Annotated in this window: 21 protein-coding genes; 8 read left to right on the top strand and 13 right to left on the bottom strand. The window is 41.7% G+C overall.

The features are described from left to right. Window positions 1-144 precede the first annotated feature (144 nt). Both ACLGGR_RS08775 and ACLGGR_RS08770 read left to right on the top strand, forming a co-directional pair. Window positions 145-822 (top strand): response regulator transcription factor, encoded by a 678-nt coding sequence (locus ACLGGR_RS08775; RefSeq protein ID WP_142945154.1) that lies wholly within the window; start codon window positions 145-147, stop codon window positions 820-822. Next, complete coding sequence (locus ACLGGR_RS08770) at window positions 819-2,150, top strand: HAMP domain-containing sensor histidine kinase (protein WP_251215881.1); 1,332 nt, start codon at window positions 819-821, stop codon at window positions 2,148-2,150. Before ACLGGR_RS08775 ends, ACLGGR_RS08770 begins: the two co-directional genes overlap by 4 nt. Window positions 2,151-2,170: 20 nt before the next feature. Here the strand turns inward: ACLGGR_RS08770 and spxO are convergent, their stop codons facing one another. After that, window positions 2,171-2,335, bottom strand: coding sequence for an anti-adapter protein SpxO (gene spxO, locus ACLGGR_RS08765; RefSeq protein WP_003212782.1), 165 nt, complete (start codon window positions 2,333-2,335; stop codon window positions 2,171-2,173). Between the two features lie 192 nt (window positions 2,336-2,527). Between spxO and ACLGGR_RS08760 the strand changes: the two genes are divergently transcribed. Continuing rightward, entirely contained in the window at window positions 2,528-3,406 is an 879-nt protein-coding gene (locus ACLGGR_RS08760) for a TetR/AcrR family transcriptional regulator (RefSeq protein ID WP_041107731.1), read from the top strand. A gap of 48 nt (window positions 3,407-3,454) precedes the next feature. Here ACLGGR_RS08760 and fumC read toward each other — a convergent pair whose 3' ends face one another. Both fumC and ACLGGR_RS08750 read right to left on the bottom strand, forming a co-directional pair. Beyond that, a complete protein-coding gene (gene fumC, locus ACLGGR_RS08755) occupies window positions 3,455-4,849 on the bottom strand; it encodes a class II fumarate hydratase (RefSeq protein ID WP_024423418.1) in 1,395 nt (464 codons plus the stop codon). Window positions 4,850-4,938: 89 nt separating this feature from the next. Continuing rightward, entirely contained in the window at window positions 4,939-5,106 is a 168-nt protein-coding gene (locus ACLGGR_RS08750) for a YvzF family protein (RefSeq protein ID WP_003213147.1), read from the bottom strand. Window positions 5,107-5,218: 112 nt separating this feature from the next. On the opposite strand from ACLGGR_RS08750, the gene ACLGGR_RS08745 reads away from it, so the two are divergent. From ACLGGR_RS08745 to ACLGGR_RS08730, 4 genes are read left to right on the top strand one after another with little or no spacing between them, the layout of a single operon-like run. Then, the gene (locus ACLGGR_RS08745; protein WP_251215883.1) at window positions 5,219-6,643 is read left to right on the top strand and encodes a spore germination protein; all 1,425 of its coding nucleotides are present in this window, start codon (window positions 5,219-5,221) and stop codon (window positions 6,641-6,643) included. After that, window positions 6,630-7,724 carry a GerAB/ArcD/ProY family transporter gene (locus tag ACLGGR_RS08740; protein WP_142945158.1) on the top strand — a complete coding sequence of 365 codons (1,095 nt, stop codon included), beginning with the start codon at window positions 6,630-6,632 and terminating at the stop codon, window positions 7,722-7,724. The genes ACLGGR_RS08745 and ACLGGR_RS08740 overlap by 14 nt, the downstream gene beginning before the upstream one ends. Next, complete coding sequence (locus tag ACLGGR_RS08735) at window positions 7,721-8,842, top strand: Ger(x)C family spore germination protein (RefSeq protein ID WP_410972905.1); 1,122 nt, start codon at window positions 7,721-7,723, stop codon at window positions 8,840-8,842. Before ACLGGR_RS08740 ends, ACLGGR_RS08735 begins: the two co-directional genes overlap by 4 nt. A gap of 37 nt (window positions 8,843-8,879) precedes the next feature. Beyond that, window positions 8,880-9,248 carry a hypothetical protein gene (locus ACLGGR_RS08730; protein WP_142945160.1) on the top strand — a complete coding sequence of 123 codons (369 nt, stop codon included), beginning with the start codon at window positions 8,880-8,882 and terminating at the stop codon, window positions 9,246-9,248. Between the two features lie 42 nt (window positions 9,249-9,290). Here the strand turns inward: ACLGGR_RS08730 and liaR are convergent, their stop codons facing one another. The 7 genes from liaR to ACLGGR_RS08695 form a co-directional block, all read right to left on the bottom strand. Further along, window positions 9,291-9,926: a two-component system response regulator LiaR gene (gene liaR, locus ACLGGR_RS08725; RefSeq protein ID WP_142945161.1), complete on the bottom strand. Its 636-nt coding sequence runs from the start codon at window positions 9,924-9,926 to the stop codon at window positions 9,291-9,293. Further along, window positions 9,923-10,987 carry a two-component system sensor histidine kinase LiaS gene (liaS, locus tag ACLGGR_RS08720; RefSeq protein WP_142945162.1) on the bottom strand — a complete coding sequence of 355 codons (1,065 nt, stop codon included), beginning with the start codon at window positions 10,985-10,987 and terminating at the stop codon, window positions 9,923-9,925. Before liaS ends, liaR begins: the two co-directional genes overlap by 4 nt. Then, window positions 10,984-11,748, bottom strand: a complete 765-nt coding sequence (gene liaF / locus ACLGGR_RS08715) for a cell wall-active antibiotics response protein LiaF (protein WP_251216292.1) — start codon at window positions 11,746-11,748, stop codon at window positions 10,984-10,986. The genes liaS and liaF overlap by 4 nt, the downstream gene beginning before the upstream one ends. A 30-nt stretch (window positions 11,749-11,778) precedes the next feature. Continuing rightward, window positions 11,779-12,648, bottom strand: a complete 870-nt coding sequence (gene liaG, locus ACLGGR_RS08710; RefSeq protein ID WP_251215885.1) for a LiaG family protein — start codon at window positions 12,646-12,648, stop codon at window positions 11,779-11,781. Window positions 12,649-12,752: 104 nt separating this feature from the next. Next, window positions 12,753-13,421, bottom strand: coding sequence for a stress responsive protein LiaH (liaH, locus tag ACLGGR_RS08705; RefSeq protein ID WP_410972904.1), 669 nt, complete (start codon window positions 13,419-13,421; stop codon window positions 12,753-12,755). Window positions 13,422-13,436: 15 nt separating this feature from the next. Beyond that, complete coding sequence (locus ACLGGR_RS08700; RefSeq protein WP_251215886.1) at window positions 13,437-13,829, bottom strand: hypothetical protein; 393 nt, start codon at window positions 13,827-13,829, stop codon at window positions 13,437-13,439. Between the two features lie 162 nt (window positions 13,830-13,991). Continuing rightward, the gene (locus ACLGGR_RS08695; RefSeq protein WP_410972903.1) at window positions 13,992-14,561 is read right to left on the bottom strand and encodes a cob(I)yrinic acid a,c-diamide adenosyltransferase; all 570 of its coding nucleotides are present in this window, start codon (window positions 14,559-14,561) and stop codon (window positions 13,992-13,994) included. A 188-nt stretch (window positions 14,562-14,749) separates the two neighbouring features. Here ACLGGR_RS08695 and ACLGGR_RS08690 point away from each other — a divergent pair, with 188 nt between their 5' ends. Then, window positions 14,750-15,496 (top strand): SDR family NAD(P)-dependent oxidoreductase, encoded by a 747-nt coding sequence (locus ACLGGR_RS08690; protein ID WP_410972902.1) that lies wholly within the window; start codon window positions 14,750-14,752, stop codon window positions 15,494-15,496. Window positions 15,497-15,712: 216 nt separating this feature from the next. On the opposite strand, the gene pdxA is transcribed toward ACLGGR_RS08690, so the two are convergent. The 3 genes from pdxA to ACLGGR_RS08675 are packed head-to-tail and all read right to left on the bottom strand — an operon-like array spanning window position 15,713 to window position 19,864. Then, window positions 15,713-16,738, bottom strand: coding sequence for a 4-hydroxythreonine-4-phosphate dehydrogenase PdxA (pdxA, locus tag ACLGGR_RS08685; RefSeq protein ID WP_410972901.1), 1,026 nt, complete (start codon window positions 16,736-16,738; stop codon window positions 15,713-15,715). Then, window positions 16,714-18,057, bottom strand: a complete 1,344-nt coding sequence (locus tag ACLGGR_RS08680) for a four-carbon acid sugar kinase family protein (RefSeq protein ID WP_410972900.1) — start codon at window positions 18,055-18,057, stop codon at window positions 16,714-16,716. Before ACLGGR_RS08680 ends, pdxA begins: the two co-directional genes overlap by 25 nt. A 25-nt stretch (window positions 18,058-18,082) precedes the next feature. Then, window positions 18,083-19,864 carry a sigma-54-dependent Fis family transcriptional regulator gene (locus tag ACLGGR_RS08675; RefSeq protein ID WP_410972899.1) on the bottom strand — a complete coding sequence of 594 codons (1,782 nt, stop codon included), beginning with the start codon at window positions 19,862-19,864 and terminating at the stop codon, window positions 18,083-18,085. Window positions 19,865-19,923 lie beyond the last annotated feature (59 nt).

Here is a 19,923-nt window from a genome sequence, read left to right as displayed (position 1 = left end):
GCCCTTTTTTCCCTTGACCTTATCATAATCAAACATTATGGGATAATGATGAGAAGAATATGTGAAATTGTGAAAAAAGCGTGTGATTGTTGACATGCCGCCTTCGTATCCCGTTATAATGACGTTGAGAGGATGTGGAAGACTTTGTCGTACACCATTTATTTAGTTGAAGATGAACAAAACTTAAATGAACTGTTAACCAAATATTTAGAGAGTGAAGATTGGAATGTCTCCTCTTTTTTAACTGGAGAAGCGGCACGCGAGGCAATGGACAAGCCGCCGCATCTATGGATTTTAGATATTATGCTGCCTGATACAGACGGCTACACCCTCATTAAAGAAATCAAAGCCGCATCACCTGACGTACCGGTCATTTTCATTTCAGCACGTGATGCAGATATCGACCGTGTCCTCGGTTTAGAGCTGGGAAGCAGTGATTATATTGCGAAGCCATTTCTTCCGCGTGAGCTGATCATTCGGGTTCAAAAGCTGCTGGAGCTTGTGTATAAAAACAGCGATACCCCGCAGCAGCAAAGTATCACACCAGTGTCTTCTTATATCATTCATGAGGATGTAAGAGAGGTCTATGAAGAGGGTCAACTCATTAACTTAACTTCTAAGGAATTTGACTTGCTGCTTTTATTTACCCATCACCAGGGACATGCTTTTTCTCGTGAAGATATCCTCGTCAAGATTTGGGGACACGATTACTTCGGGACAGATCGTGTGGTTGATGACCTTGTCAGACGGCTGCGCAAAAAAATGCCCGACTTAAAGGTCGAGACCATCTATGGATTTGGCTATAGGATGCTTAAAGGATGAAGAACAAACCGCTCGCTTTTCAAATTTGGGTTGTGATCTCTGGCATTTTGCTCACCATTTCAATTGTCCTGATTATTCTATTTTCCAATACATTACGTGACTTCTTCACAAATGAAATTTATAAAAATATCGAAAATGAACAGCAAGTGCTGACAGAATATCCATTGAACCGAGACGGCTCGCCAAAATCGACACCGGAAAACCGCTCCGTGCAGCACATTTTGATCCCGTCAGATGAATTAGATCAAATGGCGCAGTTTTTCCCGCATGCCTTTATTGAGAAAATCCAATCGTTTGTGAAAAAACAAAAAAGCGCAACGAAACGGTATTCTGAAGAGGTGAACGGCCAGCATATCTTTTTTGTCATCAAAAAGGTATCATCAGGCAATACACAATATATTCTTCTGTCCTATGCACCAGGTTCTTATCGAGACGACCTGTCCTTTACGCTGTTTAAACAGCTGATCTTCATCTTAGGCACCGTTATTTTACTAAGCTGGATTCCATCGATTTGGCTTGCCCGCTATTTATCCCGACCAATCGTTGCGTTTGAAAAGCACGTCAAACGGATTGCACAAGAGGACTGGGACGATCCTGTCATCGTTGACCGTCAAGATGAAATCGGCAAGCTCGGTCATACCATTGAAGAAATGAGACAAAAACTCATCCAGAAAGATGAAACGGAACGGACACTTTTGCAGAATATTTCACATGATTTAAAAACACCTGTCATGGTCATCCGCGGCTATACGCAGTCCATTAAAGATGGTATTTTTCCTAAGGGAGATCTTGAACAAACGGTGGAAGTCATTGAAGGTGAAGCGGAAAAGCTTGAGAAGAAAATCAAGGATCTGCTGTACTTAACAAAGCTTGATTATTTATCTAAACAACATCCCGCACATTCTTCCTTCCTACTCAGTAATACGTTGCTGGAAGTGGTCGACCGAATACGCTGGTCGAAAAATGAATTGCAGTGGAACGTGGACTTAGATGATGAGGCTGCTCTTGAAGGCGATCCAGAACAATGGAGCAAATTATTTGAGAATGTACTAGAAAATCAACTTCGCTATGCAAAAAGTAAAATTGATATTCAGATGAAACAGAAAGAGGATCAAATCCGCATTGTCATTCGTAATGACGGTCCTCCAATTGAAGAACATATGCTGTCCAACCTATACGAGCCTTTTAGTAAGGGAAAAAAGGGCGAATTCGGTATTGGATTAAGCATTGTCAAAAGAATCCTTTCAATGCATCAAGCGTCCATATCTATTGAAAATGATGATCTAGGTGTACGTTATACAATCATAGTTCCAAAGAAGAGACTGTAGGTTTTTGACCGCAGTCTTTTTTAGATGAATGAATACCCATTGAAATCACGGTATGTGGCTTTGATCTTTTTGCCAGCTTGATACATCCATTTCTTTTCAATGGTTGTCTCTTTCGGCATTTTGACTTTTTCTACTTGAATCCCTTTTGTTCGCAAGCGTCTAATCATATCATCGATTTCTCTCATGGAACATCATCCTTTCACATATTTTGACCAGTTGGTCACCTTACTTTATAATATAAAGAATTACACTGTAAAAAACAAGTTACAATCTGATTAATTTTTGAAAACTTTCGTCGTTTATGACCGATAAGTCACATCTCTTTGCGCACGTTTCCTAAGACATTTGTCTCTCGGTAAGAAAGGATGACATTCATTTTGAAAAAGAAAGAAAAAATGATCATTGAGGCTGGCATGAAATTATTTGCCAGCAAAGGCTATAACACAACGTCTGTTCAGGAAATTGCAGATGAATGCCACATGTCAAAGGGTGCTTTTTATCTTTATTTTAAATCAAAGGAAGCACTGCTCATTTCGATCCTTCATTACTATTACGATAAGGTATTTACCCGGATTCATGAGGTTCAAACAGAGGGCGGCACACCAAAAGAAGCCTACCGCAAACAGCTCACTGTCTATTACGATAATATTTTGCAGCAAAAGGATTTTATTAAAATGCAGCTGAGCGACAGGGCGCTTCCATTGAATGAAGAAACGCAGCAGCTCGCAAAACAAATTAGGCTTGCAACCATCCAGCTTCACATCGATAACATTAAACAAGTGTATGGAGACGCTGCTATTCCATATATGGCTGATTTATGTTTGACGATTGAGGGCATGAGCCACGTTTATTTCGAGCTTGCCATTTTATATGATTTTCAGCTGGAAGCAGAAGAGCTTGCCACAACCATGATTCATCGTATCGATGATTTGATGGGCGGTATGATGAAGCGAAATGATCTTCCTCTCATTTCTGTAGATCAAGCGAGCGATTGGTTTGGTCCGATTTATGAACGGTCATTCGATCCGCTCACAGAATCTCTTTTAAAGGAATTAAGAGAGATGGCTGAAGCACACTATGAAGTGAAAAACGAGCCTGAGTTATTTGAAGCGCTTGGCATCCTAGAAAATGAATTAAACAAGCAAAAGCCAAGACAAGTCATTGTGAAAGGCATGCTGTACCAATTGAAATTATACGCACCGCTTCAAACCAACTCTGAGTCACTTTTGCGCATTTTGAAAGAGGATCATTTGTAAACACATCACTTTCAATGAAAAAAACCAGGGGCAGCTGCCCCTGGTTTCTTATTTTGCTTTCGGTGTCACCATTTCCTCTGGTTTCACAAATTGCTCGAACTGCTCTTCTGTTAACAGCTCTAATTGAAGTGCTGCTTCTTTTAGTGTTAATCCTTCTTTGTGCGCAAGCTTCGCAATTTTTGCTGCATTTTCATATCCGATGTGCGGGTTAAGTGCCGTCACAAGCATCAATGAATTGTTCAAGTTTTTCTCAATCGTTTCAAGGTTTGGTTCGATTCCAACTGCACACTTGTCATGGAATGAGTTCATGCCGTCAGCAAGTAGTTCAACTGATTGCAAGAAGTTATAAATAATGACTGGCTTAAATACGTTCAGCTCAAAGTTCCCTTGGCTTGCTGCAAAACCGATTGTGGCATCATTCCCCATGATTTGTGCTGCAATCATGGTTAAAGCTTCACTTTGGGTTGGGTTGACTTTTCCTGGCATAATTGAGCTTCCCGGCTCATTTTCAGGAATAATCAATTCACCAATTCCGCAGCGAGGACCACTTGCAAGCCATCTCACATCATTGGCAATTTTCATTAAATCAGCTGCAAGTGCTTTTAAGGCACCGTGTGCATACGTAATTTCATCATGGCTTGTCAGCGCATGGAATTTGTTTGGTGAAGAATTGAAAGTTTGACCTGTCAGCTGGCTGATTTCCTCAGCAACATATTGACCGAACTCAGGATGTGCGTTAATTCCTGTACCAACAGCCGTTCCGCCAATTGCTAATTCTCTCATTTTTTCAGTTGATTCTAGAATCATTTCTTTTGAACGATCCAGCATGTATACCCAGCCGCTAATCTCTTGACCAACTGTCAGCGGTGTTGCATCCTGCAAGTGCGTACGGCCGATTTTCACAATCTCTTGATACGCTTTTGCTTTCTCATCAAGAGTTGTTCTTAACTGGTCAATAGCAGGCAGCAATTTTTTGTACACAGCTAAAACAGCTGCCACGTGCATAGCAGTTGGGAATGTATCATTTGAGCTTTGGCTGCGGTTAACGTCATCATTCGGGTGAATGCTGAACTCGCTATTTTTATCTTTCAAGTAAGCAGTTGCTCTGTTTGCAACGACTTCGTTCATGTTCATGTTACTTTGTGTTCCACTGCCTGTCTGCCAGACAACAAGCGGGAAATGCTCGTCATACTTTCCGCTGATGATGTCATCACATACAGCAGCAATTGCTTCTGCTTTTTCGCTTTCAAGGTTGCCAAGACGTTCGTTGGCAATCGCTGTGCTACGTTTCAAAATTGCAAACGCATTCACAACTTCCTTTGGCATTTTCTCAGAACCGATTTTGAAATTTTCTTTGCTTCGTTGTGTTTGTGCACCCCAGAACTTGTCCTTCGGCACTTTGATTTCGCCCATTGTATCTTTTTCGATTCTAAATTCCGTCATTATGTATCCCTCCATAGCTTCTCATCACTCAACTCTATTCTATACAAAAAACGAAAATCCTTTAAGCGTTTTCAATTAAAATTTTATCTTTATTTTAATTTTAGTTCAATATAAACGCGAACATCCTTCGAATATTTGTATTTTGGGTTCGTTTTTCCGTAATCCTTTGATGTATATGTCACCTCATAATGCTTGTCAAACGACTGTAGAATACGGTCGATCTCCTCTTTTGTTCCTGCTAAACGAATCTGTGCCATCTTGTTTCCTCCAAAACCCTCATTCTTTCTTTTACCACAAAATAATGTAACACAGAATATTGTTTTTTCAAGCAGGTAATGCTAAGAAAAAGATTTGAGGCGGGTGATCCGAATGAATCAGACTCCATTAAAAGAGCACTTATACGATAATCTCTCCGTCATTCTTCCGCAATTAAAGGAAATGGACGATTTGATCCATGACAAAAAAACACTAAATAACGGACAGGTTGTTTACTATTTATACATAAAAGAAATGAACGAAACGATGGAGATTCAAACCTTTTTAAAGCTGCTTCTCCAAGATCATACGTCTCTCACAAAAGAGAAGCTGGAATCCAATTTATCCATGATGACTACACGTTCGGTGAAAACCACCGAGGAATTGGTCGATGCGATTTTTGATGGGCATTGCGTTGTACTGATTAACGGATTTCAGCATGCGTATATTTTAGAAACGCATGGAACGAAGAAACGCAGTATAGGTGATGCTACCTCTGAAACAGTTGTGAGAGGACCGAAAATTGGCTTTATTGAAGATTTAGATACGAACTTAGCTCTTGTAAGGCAGCGTTTGAAAAACCCTGATCTTAAAACCGTCGACATGAAAATTGGTCAAAAAAAATACACCCAAGTGACCATCATGTACATTGATGGTATGGCTCAATCGTCTGTTTTAAAAGAAGTGAAAAAACGGCTCAAACAGGTCACGATTGATGATATACAAGACTCTGGGGTTCTTGAGGAACTGATTGAAGATAATGTGTACTCTCCTTTTCCGCAAATCCAAAACACAGAACGGCCGGATAAAGTGGCATCTGCTTTAAATAATGGACGTGTCGCCATTTTTGTTGATCATTCACCTTTTGTGTTAATTGTACCTGCTTCTCTCGCGACGATTATGCAATCACCTGATGATTATTATGAAAGGTGGATCGCCGCCTCTCTCATTCGTATGCTGCGGTTTACCTCTATCTTTCTGACATTATTTTTATCAGCCATTTATATTGCGCTTGTGTCCTTCCATCAAGGACTTTTACCAACAACACTGGCGATTTCGATTTCAAGTACAAGAGAAAATGTCCCCTTTCCGCCTATTGTGGAGGCACTCATCATGGAGATAACGATTGAACTGCTGCGGGAAGCCGGTTTAAGGCTGCCAAATCCACTCGGTCAAACGATTGGACTTGTAGGTGGAGTTGTCATTGGGCAGGCGGCCGTTCAGGCTCATATTGTGAGCTCGATTATGGTCATTATCGTCAGTGTGATTGCCCTTGCGTCCTTTACTGTGCCTCAATACGGGATGGGCATGTCGTTCCGCGTGCTCCGCTTTGTGTCCATGTTTACAGCAGCTACTTTGGGTTTATATGGGGTTGTGCTGTTCATGCTCGTTCTCCTTACTCATTTAACACGGCAAAAAAGTTTTGGTACGCCTTATTTCTCACCAGATTTTGTGTTCAGCTATAAAAATGAAGACAATTCCATCATTCGATTGCCTTTGAAAAATCAAAAGAAAGGAGAACGATATGGTCAATCATAAAGAGTCGATTTCCAGCTATCAGGCAAGTGCCATTATTGCCAATACTACATTAGGTGCAAGTATGATGATTCTGCCAAGATCAATGGCTCAGGCTGCCACTACACCTGACGGCTGGATTGCGCTCTTACTCATGAGTGCCGTTTACATTGTGTTCATTTTTGTGAATGTCCTTATGATGAAAAAAGTCCCCTTCTCCTCTTACTACGATTATACAAATGAGGGGCTTGGAAAGTGGATTGGTGCTCTTGCTAACCTGCTCATTATTATTTATTTTCTTGGCGTTGCCAGCTATGAAGTACGGGCTATGTCAGAAATGGTGAAGTTCTTTCTACTTCAAAACACGCCTGTAGCGGTGACAATGATCAGCTTTATTTTGGTTGGTCTTTATCTTGTAGTCGGCGGGATTGGTGATTTTGCCAGACTGTGCCCCTTTTTTCTCATTGTCACCTTGATTATCTTATTTGTTGCATACGGACTCAGTGTTCAAGAATTTAAGTTAGATAACCTCCGGCCTGTTTTAGGAGAGGGATTCTCCCCTGTCTTCAAATCCCTTAACGCATCAGCCATTTCGTTTGTCGGCATTGAAATGATGCTGTTTATGCCTGCCTTTATGAACACGCAAAAACACACCTTTGCTTATGGCGCAGTCGGCTTTATGATTCCTGCGATCATCTATATTTTTACCTATATTCTTGTCGTTGGTGCGTTCACGGTGAAAGAAACTGCGACTTTGACTTGGCCGACGATTGCTTTATTTCAATCGTTTGATATACAAGGGATTTTTATTGAACGGATTGAATCCTTTTTACTCATCGTTTGGCTTGTTCAGCTTTATACGAGCTTTGTAGGATATACGTTCTTTGCTGCAATGGGGGTATCCAAACTAACAAAATTACCAAAAAAGGTCGTGCTCGCATTGATGGGAATTGTCATCTACTTTGCCGCCGTTTTCCCAAAGGATGTTGATACAGTGCGTAATTATTTAACCTATGTGAACCATTTATTTTTTCTTTTATTCGGCATCCTCCCGTTTCTCTTATTTATCATCGTGTTTTTTAAAAGGAGGCGGAAAGCAGCATGAAAAAGAAGGCGGCCTTTGCATACCTGTCCCTAGTTCTATTAAGTGGATGCTGGGATAGTACCAATATTGAGGAGCTCAACATGGCGATTGGTTATGGCTTAGATAAAGGAGATGACGGTCATAAGCTTAAAATATCTATGCAAGTCCTTGTTCCTCAAAAAATTGAGCAAGAATCCAGCGTAAAAGATCCAACAAAGATTATTGAAACTAGTGGTGATTCCGTACATCAAATATTCCGAACAACGACGCTCAAAAGTCACCGTGTTTTCGCCCAGCAGCTGAGGGTGTATTTATTTTCTGAGGAATTAATCAATGAGAATAATTTCGACCTCGTCATTAATCAATTTATTCGCGACAATGAAACGAGGAGAGGAAGCCTCGTCTTTATGACCTCTGAGAAGCCTGGGGACTTGCTGAAAATCAATGACGATGGACAGCCAGCTTCTTCTACATTATATGATATTTCTGGGAATACTAAATCGACCATACGTATGCTCAAGCCCGTTTCATTAGGAGATATTTCTTCTGCTATGCAAAACAAAGTCTCCTTTGCGATTCCGAAGGTTAGTGTGAATCAGGGGAAATTAATGATTAACGGCGCATCTATTATAAAAAACAGACGATTTCTCACCAACATCTCTCCGTTAGCCGTGCAGTCATATAACCTGTTGACCGGAGACGGAGAAGGCGGAGTCATTGAATTTGAATATGATCACAGCATCTATTCATTTGAAATTTTTAAACTGAAACACAGCATTGAAACAAATAAAACAGCGAGCGGAAGATATCAATTTGATGTGTCAGTGGAGCTTGATGGACGATTGTCTGAGGATTGGAATGAGCGGGAGAACGCATTCAATGAAAAGTATCTTCAAGAAATTGAGGGTGTTGTGGAGCGTCGATTAGAGAAAAGCGTAAAAAATTTCATTGAGGAATTACAGCATGAGATCAAAGCAGATATTTGCGGGTTTTATCAAAAAGCGAGTATTGCATATCCGAAGGACTTTCGAAAAGAAGCGAAGCATTGGGATGAGATTTTTAGTGAATCGGACATTCGTTACAAGACAAATGTGAAAATCCGTGACTTCGGGACTAAGGGCGCAACACAATCCTTATAGAGTATGTTAAAATGGTAAGAAAAAAAGGGTGTCAATCATGAAACGAGCTTTACTTTCGGCCGGCATTCTATTTTTGATTCTAGGGATACTTCTGTTAATCGTTGTATTCACGCAATCAAAAGAAGATTTCTTCATTGAAGCCGACAGCTTTTCAAGCACATTTTTGATCGTGGTTTATTATGGACAAACCCCTGCGCTCCTTCTGATGGGAGGCGGTTTATTCGTCGGACTTTCACAGATCATTGATTTGCAGGAAAAAAAAGCGGCAGCAGCAACGGAGAGCGTAAAGCTTTTATCCGAAATGAAGAAAACCCTGGAAGAAAAATCGGCCAAGGAGCAGGAGGCTTTTCCAGTTCCTGAGCTCCATCAACTATCCGAACGTCCGATCACAGGACAGAAGGACTAATTTCACGCATGTTCTAGCAGCTTTCACTTGAAAGCTGTTTTTTTATTGAATCAGCTTATGACGGTGCGCATACACAGCCGCCTGCGTTCGATCTTCCACATCAAGTTTGGATAGAATGTTGGTAATATGGGTCTTCACCGTTTTAATTGTAATAAATAATTCCTCGGCAATGACCTTATTCGATTTCCCATCAGCAATCAGCTTCAAGATCTCCATTTCTCTAGCTGTTAATGAATCATGAAGGATGGACCCATTTGATGAATGACGGAGTTTATTCATGACCTTTCCAGCCACTTTTGATTCAAGTCTTGGTTCGCCGATACTTGCAGATCTGATGGCATCAGCAATTTCTCCTGCCTTGGATGTTTTTAATAAATAGCTTAAAGCACCCGCCTCAATCACCGGATAGACTTTATCATCGTCAATAAAGCTCGTCAGAACGATGATCCTGGCATCTTCAATTTCTTGACAAATTCTTTTCGTTGCTTCGATGCCATCCATCCCTTCCATGACAAGATCCATTAAAATCACATCTGGCCTTAATTCAATGGCTAGCTCTACACCCTTTTGTCCATCTGACGCTTCACCAATGACTTCAATATCAGCCTGCGCCTCTAAAAAGGCCGCAAGCCCCATTCTCACCATTTCGTGATCGTCGATTAAAAGCACTCGAATCATCGAACGTTCTCTCCTTTTCCTTCATCAAAAATGGGAACCTTCACATCAATTTGTGTTCCTTTTCCCTCAAATGACATAATCTCTGCGACACCGCCTACTTCACTTGTTCTCTCTCGAATCGATTCAAGTCCGTAGGAGGCTGTCTTCACATGGTCTGTTTGAAAGCCGATGCCATTATCGATAATCTTTAGCTGCACTTGCCTGTTTCTTATGAGCAGGCGCACTGTCACCTTTGTCGCCTTTGCATGTCTGAACACATTCGACAGCGCTTCTTGCACAATTCGGAAGAGATGGTCCTCTACTCCTTTAGATAACGGAACATCATCTTCTATCTCCCAATCAATATCAATCGGCTGCTTTGCTTGGAATTCATTTAGCAGCTCAATCAAGCCTTTTTTCAGGTCTTTTCCTTCTAGAGTAATCGGTCTTAAATGAAGCAGAAGAGCACGCATCTCATTTTGTGCATCGCCAGCCATTCGTTCGACAAGCTGCATTTGCTTTAAAATCTTTTCGTCCTTTTCCTTCATGCCTTCAAGAATAGCTGAGGTCATCATCGAAATCGCAAATAGCTGCTGGCTGACCGCATCATGAAGCTCTCGTGCTAGTCGCTGGCGCTCTTCTGAGACGACCGATTTCTTCATTTGAACCTGCCATTCAGCCCGTTCATTTGAGAGCTTTTGCAAAGAGGCTACTTGCCCTTCCACCCGCTTCGCCATTTCATTTAATTGATCGGCGGCTAAGCCAATTTCATCGTCGCCAAGAGACGGCAGTCTGTATGCAAAGTTTCCATTTTCAAACTTCAAAATCGACTCTAGAAGCTGATCAAGGCGCTTCTTATGCTGATAACCAAATACACGCCCGGCAGAAATCCCAATCGCAAGACTAATGATCAGTAAAATACAAAAAAACGGTATGCCAAACCAGCGGGTAGAAAGCAGGATCATCGGATCAAGCTGATAATAAAAAAATAGGGGCAGTGTCGTCATCGTTACAACACCGAGCGAGATGCCGACTGCAAGACGAACAGATTGCCACTGGATACCTAAATGCAGTTTTCTCATAAGTATCTCACATCCACATCTCCGATCAGTAGCGAGATGGAGATTTTCACTTTTCGTTTACTCTCATCGTAATCGTTGGTCATGACATACACTTTACTGCCGAATCCGCTTCTTTTTTCATCTATGATTTTCATATCACCAATCGCGGCTGAAGCACTTACACATACTTCAATATCCTGCGGTACGTAAATATCCACATCTCCGATCAGCCCGCTAATCACAATCGTACTCTCTTCTTCGGCGATAATCGCCTTTGATAAATCAATTTTAACATCGCCAATAAAACCTGAAATCGTCAAATCACTTAATTGAAACGGCTTTTTCATCAGCCTGACTTCACCGATAAAAAAGTCATGCTCTTTGCGCGGCTTTGTCTGGCTTTTTGTTTTCTTCTGATCGCCCTCTTTTTCAAGATTGACTTTCAGTGAAGGCTTCCCATCGTTTGATGTTTCCTTTTTATCGACATCAAAAACAGGTTTATTCTTCAATAGGCGATAGCCGGCATAAATCAAAAAGGCCGCAAATAAGTAACCTGTTAAACTAAATGTAATATTGAGCAGAAATTTTAAGAAGAGAAAGCCGGCAAAAATATAGGAAACTGAACCGAGCCAACGTTTGGATCGTGAGTGCAGCCAATAACCCGCCAGCGCAAAAAACACAGGCCAAAACAAATCTGCTCCGATCCCGATAATTTTGAGAAATAAATTAATACCAAAAATCACAACAATGATGCCTAAAATTTGATTCCTTGTAAAGCGCAGTTGACTCGCCTCCTTCCTTTCTTTCAATCATTACCGCAGCTTGAGGTTACCACTTGTCATTTCAATATCGACTAAATGTGTCCCTTTTCCCTGCGTGCCTTTAAAGCCTCGACCTTCACTATCCACTTGATCAAAGTCATACGAGTGATCGACGCTTCCACTTGTTTTTTTCACCTGAACGTTGAAATCTCCGTCATCTGGTAAATTAAATCTCGCGCTCCCTGATGTCATATGAAAGGAGACAGGTGACTCAATTGTATCAAAACTTGCCGTCATTCGACCGCTTGTCATGCCCAATTGCAGCTCGCCTTTGACATCTTTAATATCGGCACGACCCGAAGTTGCCCCAATATCACTATCCTTCGCATCGATGTGCGACACTGCCAGCCTGCCAGAGGTTGCTTTGATTTCTACATTTTTTGCTGAAAAATTCTCGGCTGTGAGGTTTCCACTCGTTGATTTGAGTATCACATCTTGAAGGGACAGCTTTCCTTCTCCGTTAATCTCGCTGACGCCGCTTCCACCCGTAATCTTCACATTTTTATGATAATCTGTTGGAATTTTAACTAAGAGCTCTCCTTTTTCAAATTGAGTGAAAAACAAGAAGCTTTTATTTTCAGCACGAATTTTAAAGGTACCGCCTGTTTGCTCCGCATACATTTTCCCTTTTCCATTGACAGCAGTCACGGAAATATCGGAACGATTTTCAGGTTTTACCTTCACGCGAAACCCAGAAAGAGAAATATCTAATTGATCAATCTCCTCTTTTTTCGCTGAAGCTGTTGTCACTGGTTTTTCACGGGAAAAACTTAAATGAAAAAGATTTTCATTTTTGAAAAGCATGCCAATCATTAAAAAGATACCTACAAGTATACAAATTAGACCGATTAATCGCTTCATTCATACCATCCCTTTATCTTCTGACCTTTTCATTATAAGGAAAAGCGAAACAGAAAGAAATCAAATATCGGAAGAAAAAGCCTGCTTTTCTTCCGATGTGATCTCTATACGTTTGCTTGCTGCTGTTCAGGCTTTTTCTCGAGCTTGAGCTTCTGCCATTCTTTTTCAACTTCATCGGCATAATCTAAATGAGCATATGCCCCTTGATCCGTAAATTGTGCATAGCTGCCTGCTTTTGTTTCCATTTCTTCAATACGGTTCTCCATTCGAAGAAATTCTTTATATGCACTTTCACTGTCTACTTTATTGATGGAATCATTCATATGCTGCTTTGCCTGTGCGGCATTTGCTCTTGCAATCAGTGCCTGCTTCTTGTCCTTTATATCACGCAGCTTCGTTTCTAAGTGCTGTAATTGCTCTTTCAGCTCTTTCAATTGTTTCACAGATTGCTGGTACGCTTCCTGATATTCGTTGTGCTTTTCTTCAAAATACTTCATTTCTGTGAGTGCTTTTCGTGCAAGTTCTTCTTCCCCCGCATGATAAGCCAGCTCAGCCTGCTTCTTTCGCTTTTCAGCAAATGCTTCCGTCTCTTCTGCTTTGCGCAGGAAGCCTTGCTGAATCGTTTGCTGTTTGATGATGGCATGTTTCGCTTTCGCAACATCATCCTCCATATCACGAACGTATTGATTCAGCATGACACGCGGATTCTCCAATTTATCTAAGCCTTCATTGACAGATGCAACAAACATATCTCTTACTCTTCTTAATACCATTTGATGTTCCTCCCTTTATTTTTTCTTTAAAAAGTCTTCCCATTCTTGATCAAATGACGTGTGAATCGGTTCTTCCATATTGGGTGCCGTATTTGGCTCCATATAGGTTCTGTTTGATGATTCTTTTGTAGATTTACCATTGATCATCGACCAGCCAAAATAAAGAAGTACCCCTGCAAATGCGATGCCAAGTATAAACGGCAGAAATTGCACGACGATCAGTACACCAATGACTGCTAGAATGACACCTAATGTTTTACTGCCTTTTTCATATTTTTTTACACCTACATAGATGAGCCATGCCCCAATCAGTGTCGGGATCAGCCCACCTAATGAACCACCAAAGAAGATGGATAAACCGACAAACAATAAAATTGAACCGATAATGGTTTTACTTGTTATTTTCATCTTCATGCCTCCTTTCTTGCTCCTTGCTTTAACTATAGTCAAAAAAGAAAGCCGGCAAAACGTGTCACAGATTGATCTTTGATTGCGACTAGAGTCGTAACAATGCTCAGACTAAGCGGCAGAACCTAATAAAAAAGCACTCTTCTATGAAGAGTGCTTACCTTATTTAGAACGAAATACGTCGGCACTTCGTTCATATTCAACATCAGCTTCACCAAGCCGATGATTCACGATTCGGGCTGCTGCAAATAAATAGTCGGATAGACGGTTTACATATGTGAGCGCAATGGCTGGAATCTCCTGCTGTTTTGCAAGCGTCACAATATGCCGCTCTGCTCTTCTGACGACTGTCCGCGCTACATGTAAGAGAGCAGCGCCTTCCTGACCGCCTGGTAAAATAAACTTGGTGAGCGGCGCGGCCTCTTCTACATAGACATCCATTCTTTCCTCAAGGACTGTCGCAGAGGCTTCTGTTAATTTGCCTTCTTTAGGTGGTGTCACTGCTGCCAAATCACCGCCGCAGTCAAACAGCTCATGCTGAATAACGATCAGCTCTGACAAAAGATCCTGAAACAATTCGCCATGCTGCCGTAACTTTGCATGTGCGAGTCCAATAAAGCTATTCGCCTCATCTAACGTACCGTACGCCTCTACTCTCACGTCATCTTTATCGGCTCTTCCGCCGATCAAGCCTGTTTGGCCTTGGTCCCCAGTTTTTGTATAAAGTTTCATCGGTTTGCCTCCTTTTCTACTGCTTTGTCTTTTTAGTATAACCTGAAGTTGAAAGGATGTATTTGTTTTATTATGAAACACTTTAACTAAAAACTCTCTCCGCCTTCTTATATATGTTGAATGATGAAACATCCCGTTTTATAATAAATGAAAGCGCTTTTTAATTATGAGAGATGGGTGGGATGTACGTGACTTTACAAAATAAAGTAGCGATCATTACAGGGGCAAGCAGAGGGATTGGCCGTGCCATTGCGGAGGCACTTGCCTGCGAAGGAGCGCGCGTCGTTCTCAATGGAACGAACGACATGTTGCTGCAAGAAGTTTGCTCGTCACTGAATAAAGAGGAGAAACGAGCCGTTTATGTTGCTGGGGATGCTAGTTTACCAGAGACAGCATCTTCTCTTGTGGAGCACGCGAAAACACATTTTGGACAGATTGATCTGCTGGTTAACAATGCGGGTGTCAATTTACGGAAATCAACAGTCGAGACATCCCTTGATGAGTGGAAACGATTGATTGATATTAATTTGACCGGCACGTTCCTCATGTGCCAAGCGGTCATTCCTGACATGATCAAACAACAAGGCGGAAAGATTATCAACATGAGTTCTACAACTGGTAAAACCCCTCATCACAATGCATCACCTGCATACGGTGCATCAAAGGCAGGCATCAATTATTTAACGATGCATCTTGCCAAAGAATTAGCAGAGCATCATATTCATGTGAATGCCGTCTGCCCGGGTCCAATTGAAACAGATATGAGCAAACAGTGGAGCGATGAATACCGGCGTTCTGTTTTAGATAGAATCCCTTTGAAAACGATTGGGACACCAGAGCAAGTCGCAAATGTTGTGACATTTTTAGCTTCTAACCAGTCGGATTTTATCACAGGAGAAACCATCAATATGAATGGTGGAACGTATATGAACTAGAAAAAAAGAGCCTCTCTTAAAGGCTCTTTCAGATTGTTGACAAAGTGCTAAAATGAACTTTATTTTAGCACTTTGTCTTCTTTTCAGCGTGATAGAAAACCTTTGAAGTCTAGGAAGGGCGAGTACCGGAGCGGAGCGAATTGAACATTCGTGAGCACTGGAGCACAGACCTGACAACGAATGCGAGGGTTTGGCTACACGCTGAAAGAGCCTCTCTTAAAGGCTCTTTTTCTTTTCATATTGATTTTCTCTCGTACCAGAAAGCATGATGGCCTGTCTAATTGCTTCTTCCATACTCGCAGAATCAGCTTTTCCTGTTCCTGCGATATCAAATGCCGTCCCGTGATCGACACTTGTACGAATAATCGGCAGCCCAACTGTAATGTTTACACCCGATTCTAAGCCAAGCACCTTAATCGGTCCGTGCCCTTGATCATGATACATCGCCACAACGATATCAAAGTCACCTCTTACTGCCCTAAAGAACAAGGTATCAGCAGGCAGCGGCCCAAATACTTGAATCCCTTCTTCCTGCGCTAGTTCAACAGCTGGGATGATCTTCTCCGCTTCTTCTCCGTTCCCAAACAACCCATTCTCCCCAGCATGCGGGTTAATCCCGCATACAGCGATTTTAGGGGCAGAGATTCCAGAACGGACGAGTGTATCATGTGCCAGCTTAATCGTCGTGTATACACGCTCAGGATTAATTTTTAAAATGGCATCCATTAATCCAATATGTGTGGTGACATGAACTACCTTTAAGTTAGGGGCCGCCAGCATCATCGCATAATCTTCTGTACCCGTCAGATCAGCTAAAATTTCTGTATGTCCTGGATACATATGACCTGCCTTATGAAGTGCCTCTTTATTTAACGGCGCTGTGCAAATGCCGTCAATTCTACGGTCATTCGCAAGGGTAATGGCTTTTTCAAGATATCGGAAAGCAGCATTTCCTGCTTCTTTTGATATGTCCCCAATCGGTATCTCGTTCGTTAAGAGCTTGAGGTCTAAGCAGGGAACAGCTCCGGCTTTAACTTGCTCCGCTTCCTCTGGTTCTATGATACTTACAATCTCCACATCTATATTCACAAAGTCTTTCGCCCTATTTAATATACTGGTGTCTCCGATCACAAATAGAACGGCTTCTTCATGTAAACGGGTTTGCTGAAAAGCTTTTAAAATAATTTCAGGACCAACACCAGCCGCATCTCCCATCGTTACAGCAATGATTGGTTTTGACATTCGACTTCCCCCTCTATCTTTTTCAGCACTTCTACCGCATGAAGTACTGAATCTTTTTGACCGTAAGCTCCTGCTTTCGTAACCGCATATAAATTGGTATCAACGAGCTGACCGAGCGGGATGCCAGGCTCAATTTCTTTCAGCAGCCGAATACCTCCTGCTCCAAGCTCCTGGCAAATCGCCCTCGCTGTATCTCCGCCAGTTAGGAAAAGTCGTCTAATTCCTGATAATGTGACAATGTCTTTTGTGATCATTCCAAGAAAGACGGACAAAGCACTTCCAACCTCTTGTCTAGACAGCCCTTTCTTTTCTCCATAAACCAGCATCTTTTCAACCATCTCTGGTCGTGCATCTGTGTAAAGGAGAATATCTTCGTTTTGACGCTTACCCAGTTGATCAAGAACTGATTTTCGTTCCCATGCTTCACAGCCGTTTAATACATTCAGCGGGTTCACTTTTATTTCAAAACAATCGTGAGTTTCTCTTAAATAAGCAAACTGCTCATTTGTTTTTTGAGAGGCGCTTCCAGATACGATGAGGACGGGCTCCTGTTTTTTAGGACGAGAAGTATTTCTGTTTTTAGCGACATATGCCGATAAAGCACCAGCTAGTCCCGCTGAACCGACCCATAGTATTCTTTTATCTATCTTCATAAACACTTCCACAATCCGCTCCAAATCATCGCTTGTTTCTGCATCACACACAAACCATTGATGACCATGCTTCAATAAGGATGATACCTCATCACTCGTTACTTTTAGCTCTTCGCCGATTGTCTGTTGAGAAAGGTTTTTTGGTCTGACGTTCGTCTGCTCCTCAATTAAATCAGATATGCTGGATGTCAAAACTGGTGTTTTTGGATCCTTTGCGGCCTCTGACAGATGAACAGGTACTCCTTCCACATAATGTATGCCATCATTGGTTGCTCTTTGTGCATCTGGGTAGGCAGGTGCGATGACCGCCGCATCAAATGGGCCAATATCCATTAGTGCTTGAAGTTCAATTCCTATATTGCCTCTTAACGTTGAATCTATTTTTTTAAAGAAAAGGTGCGATTCATCTTGGAGAAATGGCTGCACCATTTGAATGACCTCATGATAAGCGTTCTCTGAAGACATACTTCGTGAATCGGTATCCACAATGAGCACATCCTCCTTATACCTTTCAAGGTCTTCAAATGACGGCTGAAACAGTACAGAGGCTGTTAAGCCCGTTTTCACAAATTGAACACCTGTATCGTTGGCACCTGTTAAATCATCCGCCACAATGATCACCTTTTGCTCTAAGTCCGCTCCTTTTTTTAATAGATCGTTTGTCATTTAGACACCTCGGCCTCATTACATATTATTCCTTTAGTTTTCTCCATAGCGTCGTACGGTTAATATTCAACCGCTTTGCCGCCTTTGATTGATTCATATTTTCTTCTTCCAGCACTGTTTTGATAATCCGTCTTTCAATCTCATCAAGCGTCCCATTCAAATAGCTGGACAACTGCTTTTCTTCATTTTCAAAAGCAAGCTGATCAATCGCTGCCTTTGCCTTATTCAAAGTGATATATCCACTTTTTGTTGTCAGTACAAGTTCCTCAACAATCCGCTTGAACTGCCTGACATTTTCTCTGAATTTCTGGTGTTGAAAGGCTTCAATCACATCTGCTGACAGACCAACAACCTGCGTCCCGTAAAGAGAATTCAGTTCCGCAATAAATAACCTGCTTATGTCCTCAATATCTTCTGACCGTTCAGACAACGGAGGGACATGAATCGTGAGCTCCTGCAAGCTCGTATATAATTCCTCACTAAACGATCCAGTTTGCATCAATTTGAACAAATCCACTTTAGACGAAGCCATCCAGCGAATATTCTGATGATGATGCAGCTGCTCGGCAATGAGCTGCTGTATATCCATTGGAACGCTCTCAATATCCTTCAAAAACATCGTCCCTTTTTGATGCAGAGGGATTGATTTTATATCTTCCGGTTTTGTCAAACGTCTGCAATGTACCGTCGTAAAGCTCTCATTTTTCCTCTCGCTCATTTGATGGATAGCAAATGCTAGGCTTGATTTACCAGTTCCTTGTTCACCATAAAGGCAAATCGAGCGCTCCGTTTGGCTGAACGCTTTTGCCCTTTTGATGACATCTTTCATTTTTGGACTTTGTTCTGTAAAAAGAGCAAATGGATGTTCTGAATGAATAGGCGACGCAAGCGCCCATATACGATGACCTTCTTGATTCATCACAGCAGATGGTTTTTCAATCGTGACAAGCAACTCGCCTTTCGATAGCATGCTTCCTTTGACATGCCACACTTGCTGCTGATGGGATATTTGAGAATAGCCATTTTGTTTCCCTTCTCGAATCGCCTTTAGTGCCGGTTCAAGTGCTGGACACCATGCAATCACATCAGCATGAGAAGTAGACGGTGCAAATAATCCTTTTTCTATCCATTGTTTCATTTGTTGATTCATAAAATGTAGCTGGTTGTGCGGATCAATGATGAGCATCCCTTTCGGCTCTTGATCAATCATTTCACGAAAGAGACGCTGTTCAGCTGTCGCCTCTTTATATAAACGATACATTTGTTTTGCTTGATGAAATGCTTCTTTGACCGATTCACGACCTGATGTAATGAGCATACTCTGCATTCCCAGCTCTTTAGCCGCTTTATCAGTAATGACATCTCCAAGCACAACCTGAGTCCCTTGTTCTTGTAATTGTTTTAAGAGATCCCATACCTCTTCCTCTTGCTGCACTGTGTAAATATCAATTTTAATCCCGTATAATTCCCCAATGGTGCGTACACCTTGTGTAATATTTTCAAAACCCACGACCGCTTTTTTACCTTGATAATCTTTTATCAGTGTTAAGGCACGAAGCAAGTCATACCCTGACACAGGGATATCAACTACTGGGATGTTCACATGTTTTTGAATGAGCGCAGCTGTTCCGCCCCGGCTCATAATGATATCCATTCCTTGAGCTTCTGCTTGTTCTGCAAGAGCAACACCAGACCGGAGATCTCCGACTACAAGCTGGAATGTCATATTTTCTTCTTCTTTAGCAAGGTCGATTAACACATCGCCCAACCCTTTATATGGCGCAACACCTAACACTTTGATATTCATGAAAAGGACCCCCATTTTTTATCTCTTCATCACGAGACATACCTTGAGGGAGTCCAGCC

The organism is Bacillus sp. BD48 (assembly GCF_046566805.1).
Classification (GTDB): Bacteria; Bacillota; Bacilli; order Bacillales; family Bacillaceae; genus Bacillus; species Bacillus safensis.
Note: the sequence above shows the minus strand (reverse complement) of the source record. Positions and strands in the feature narration are given on the sequence as shown.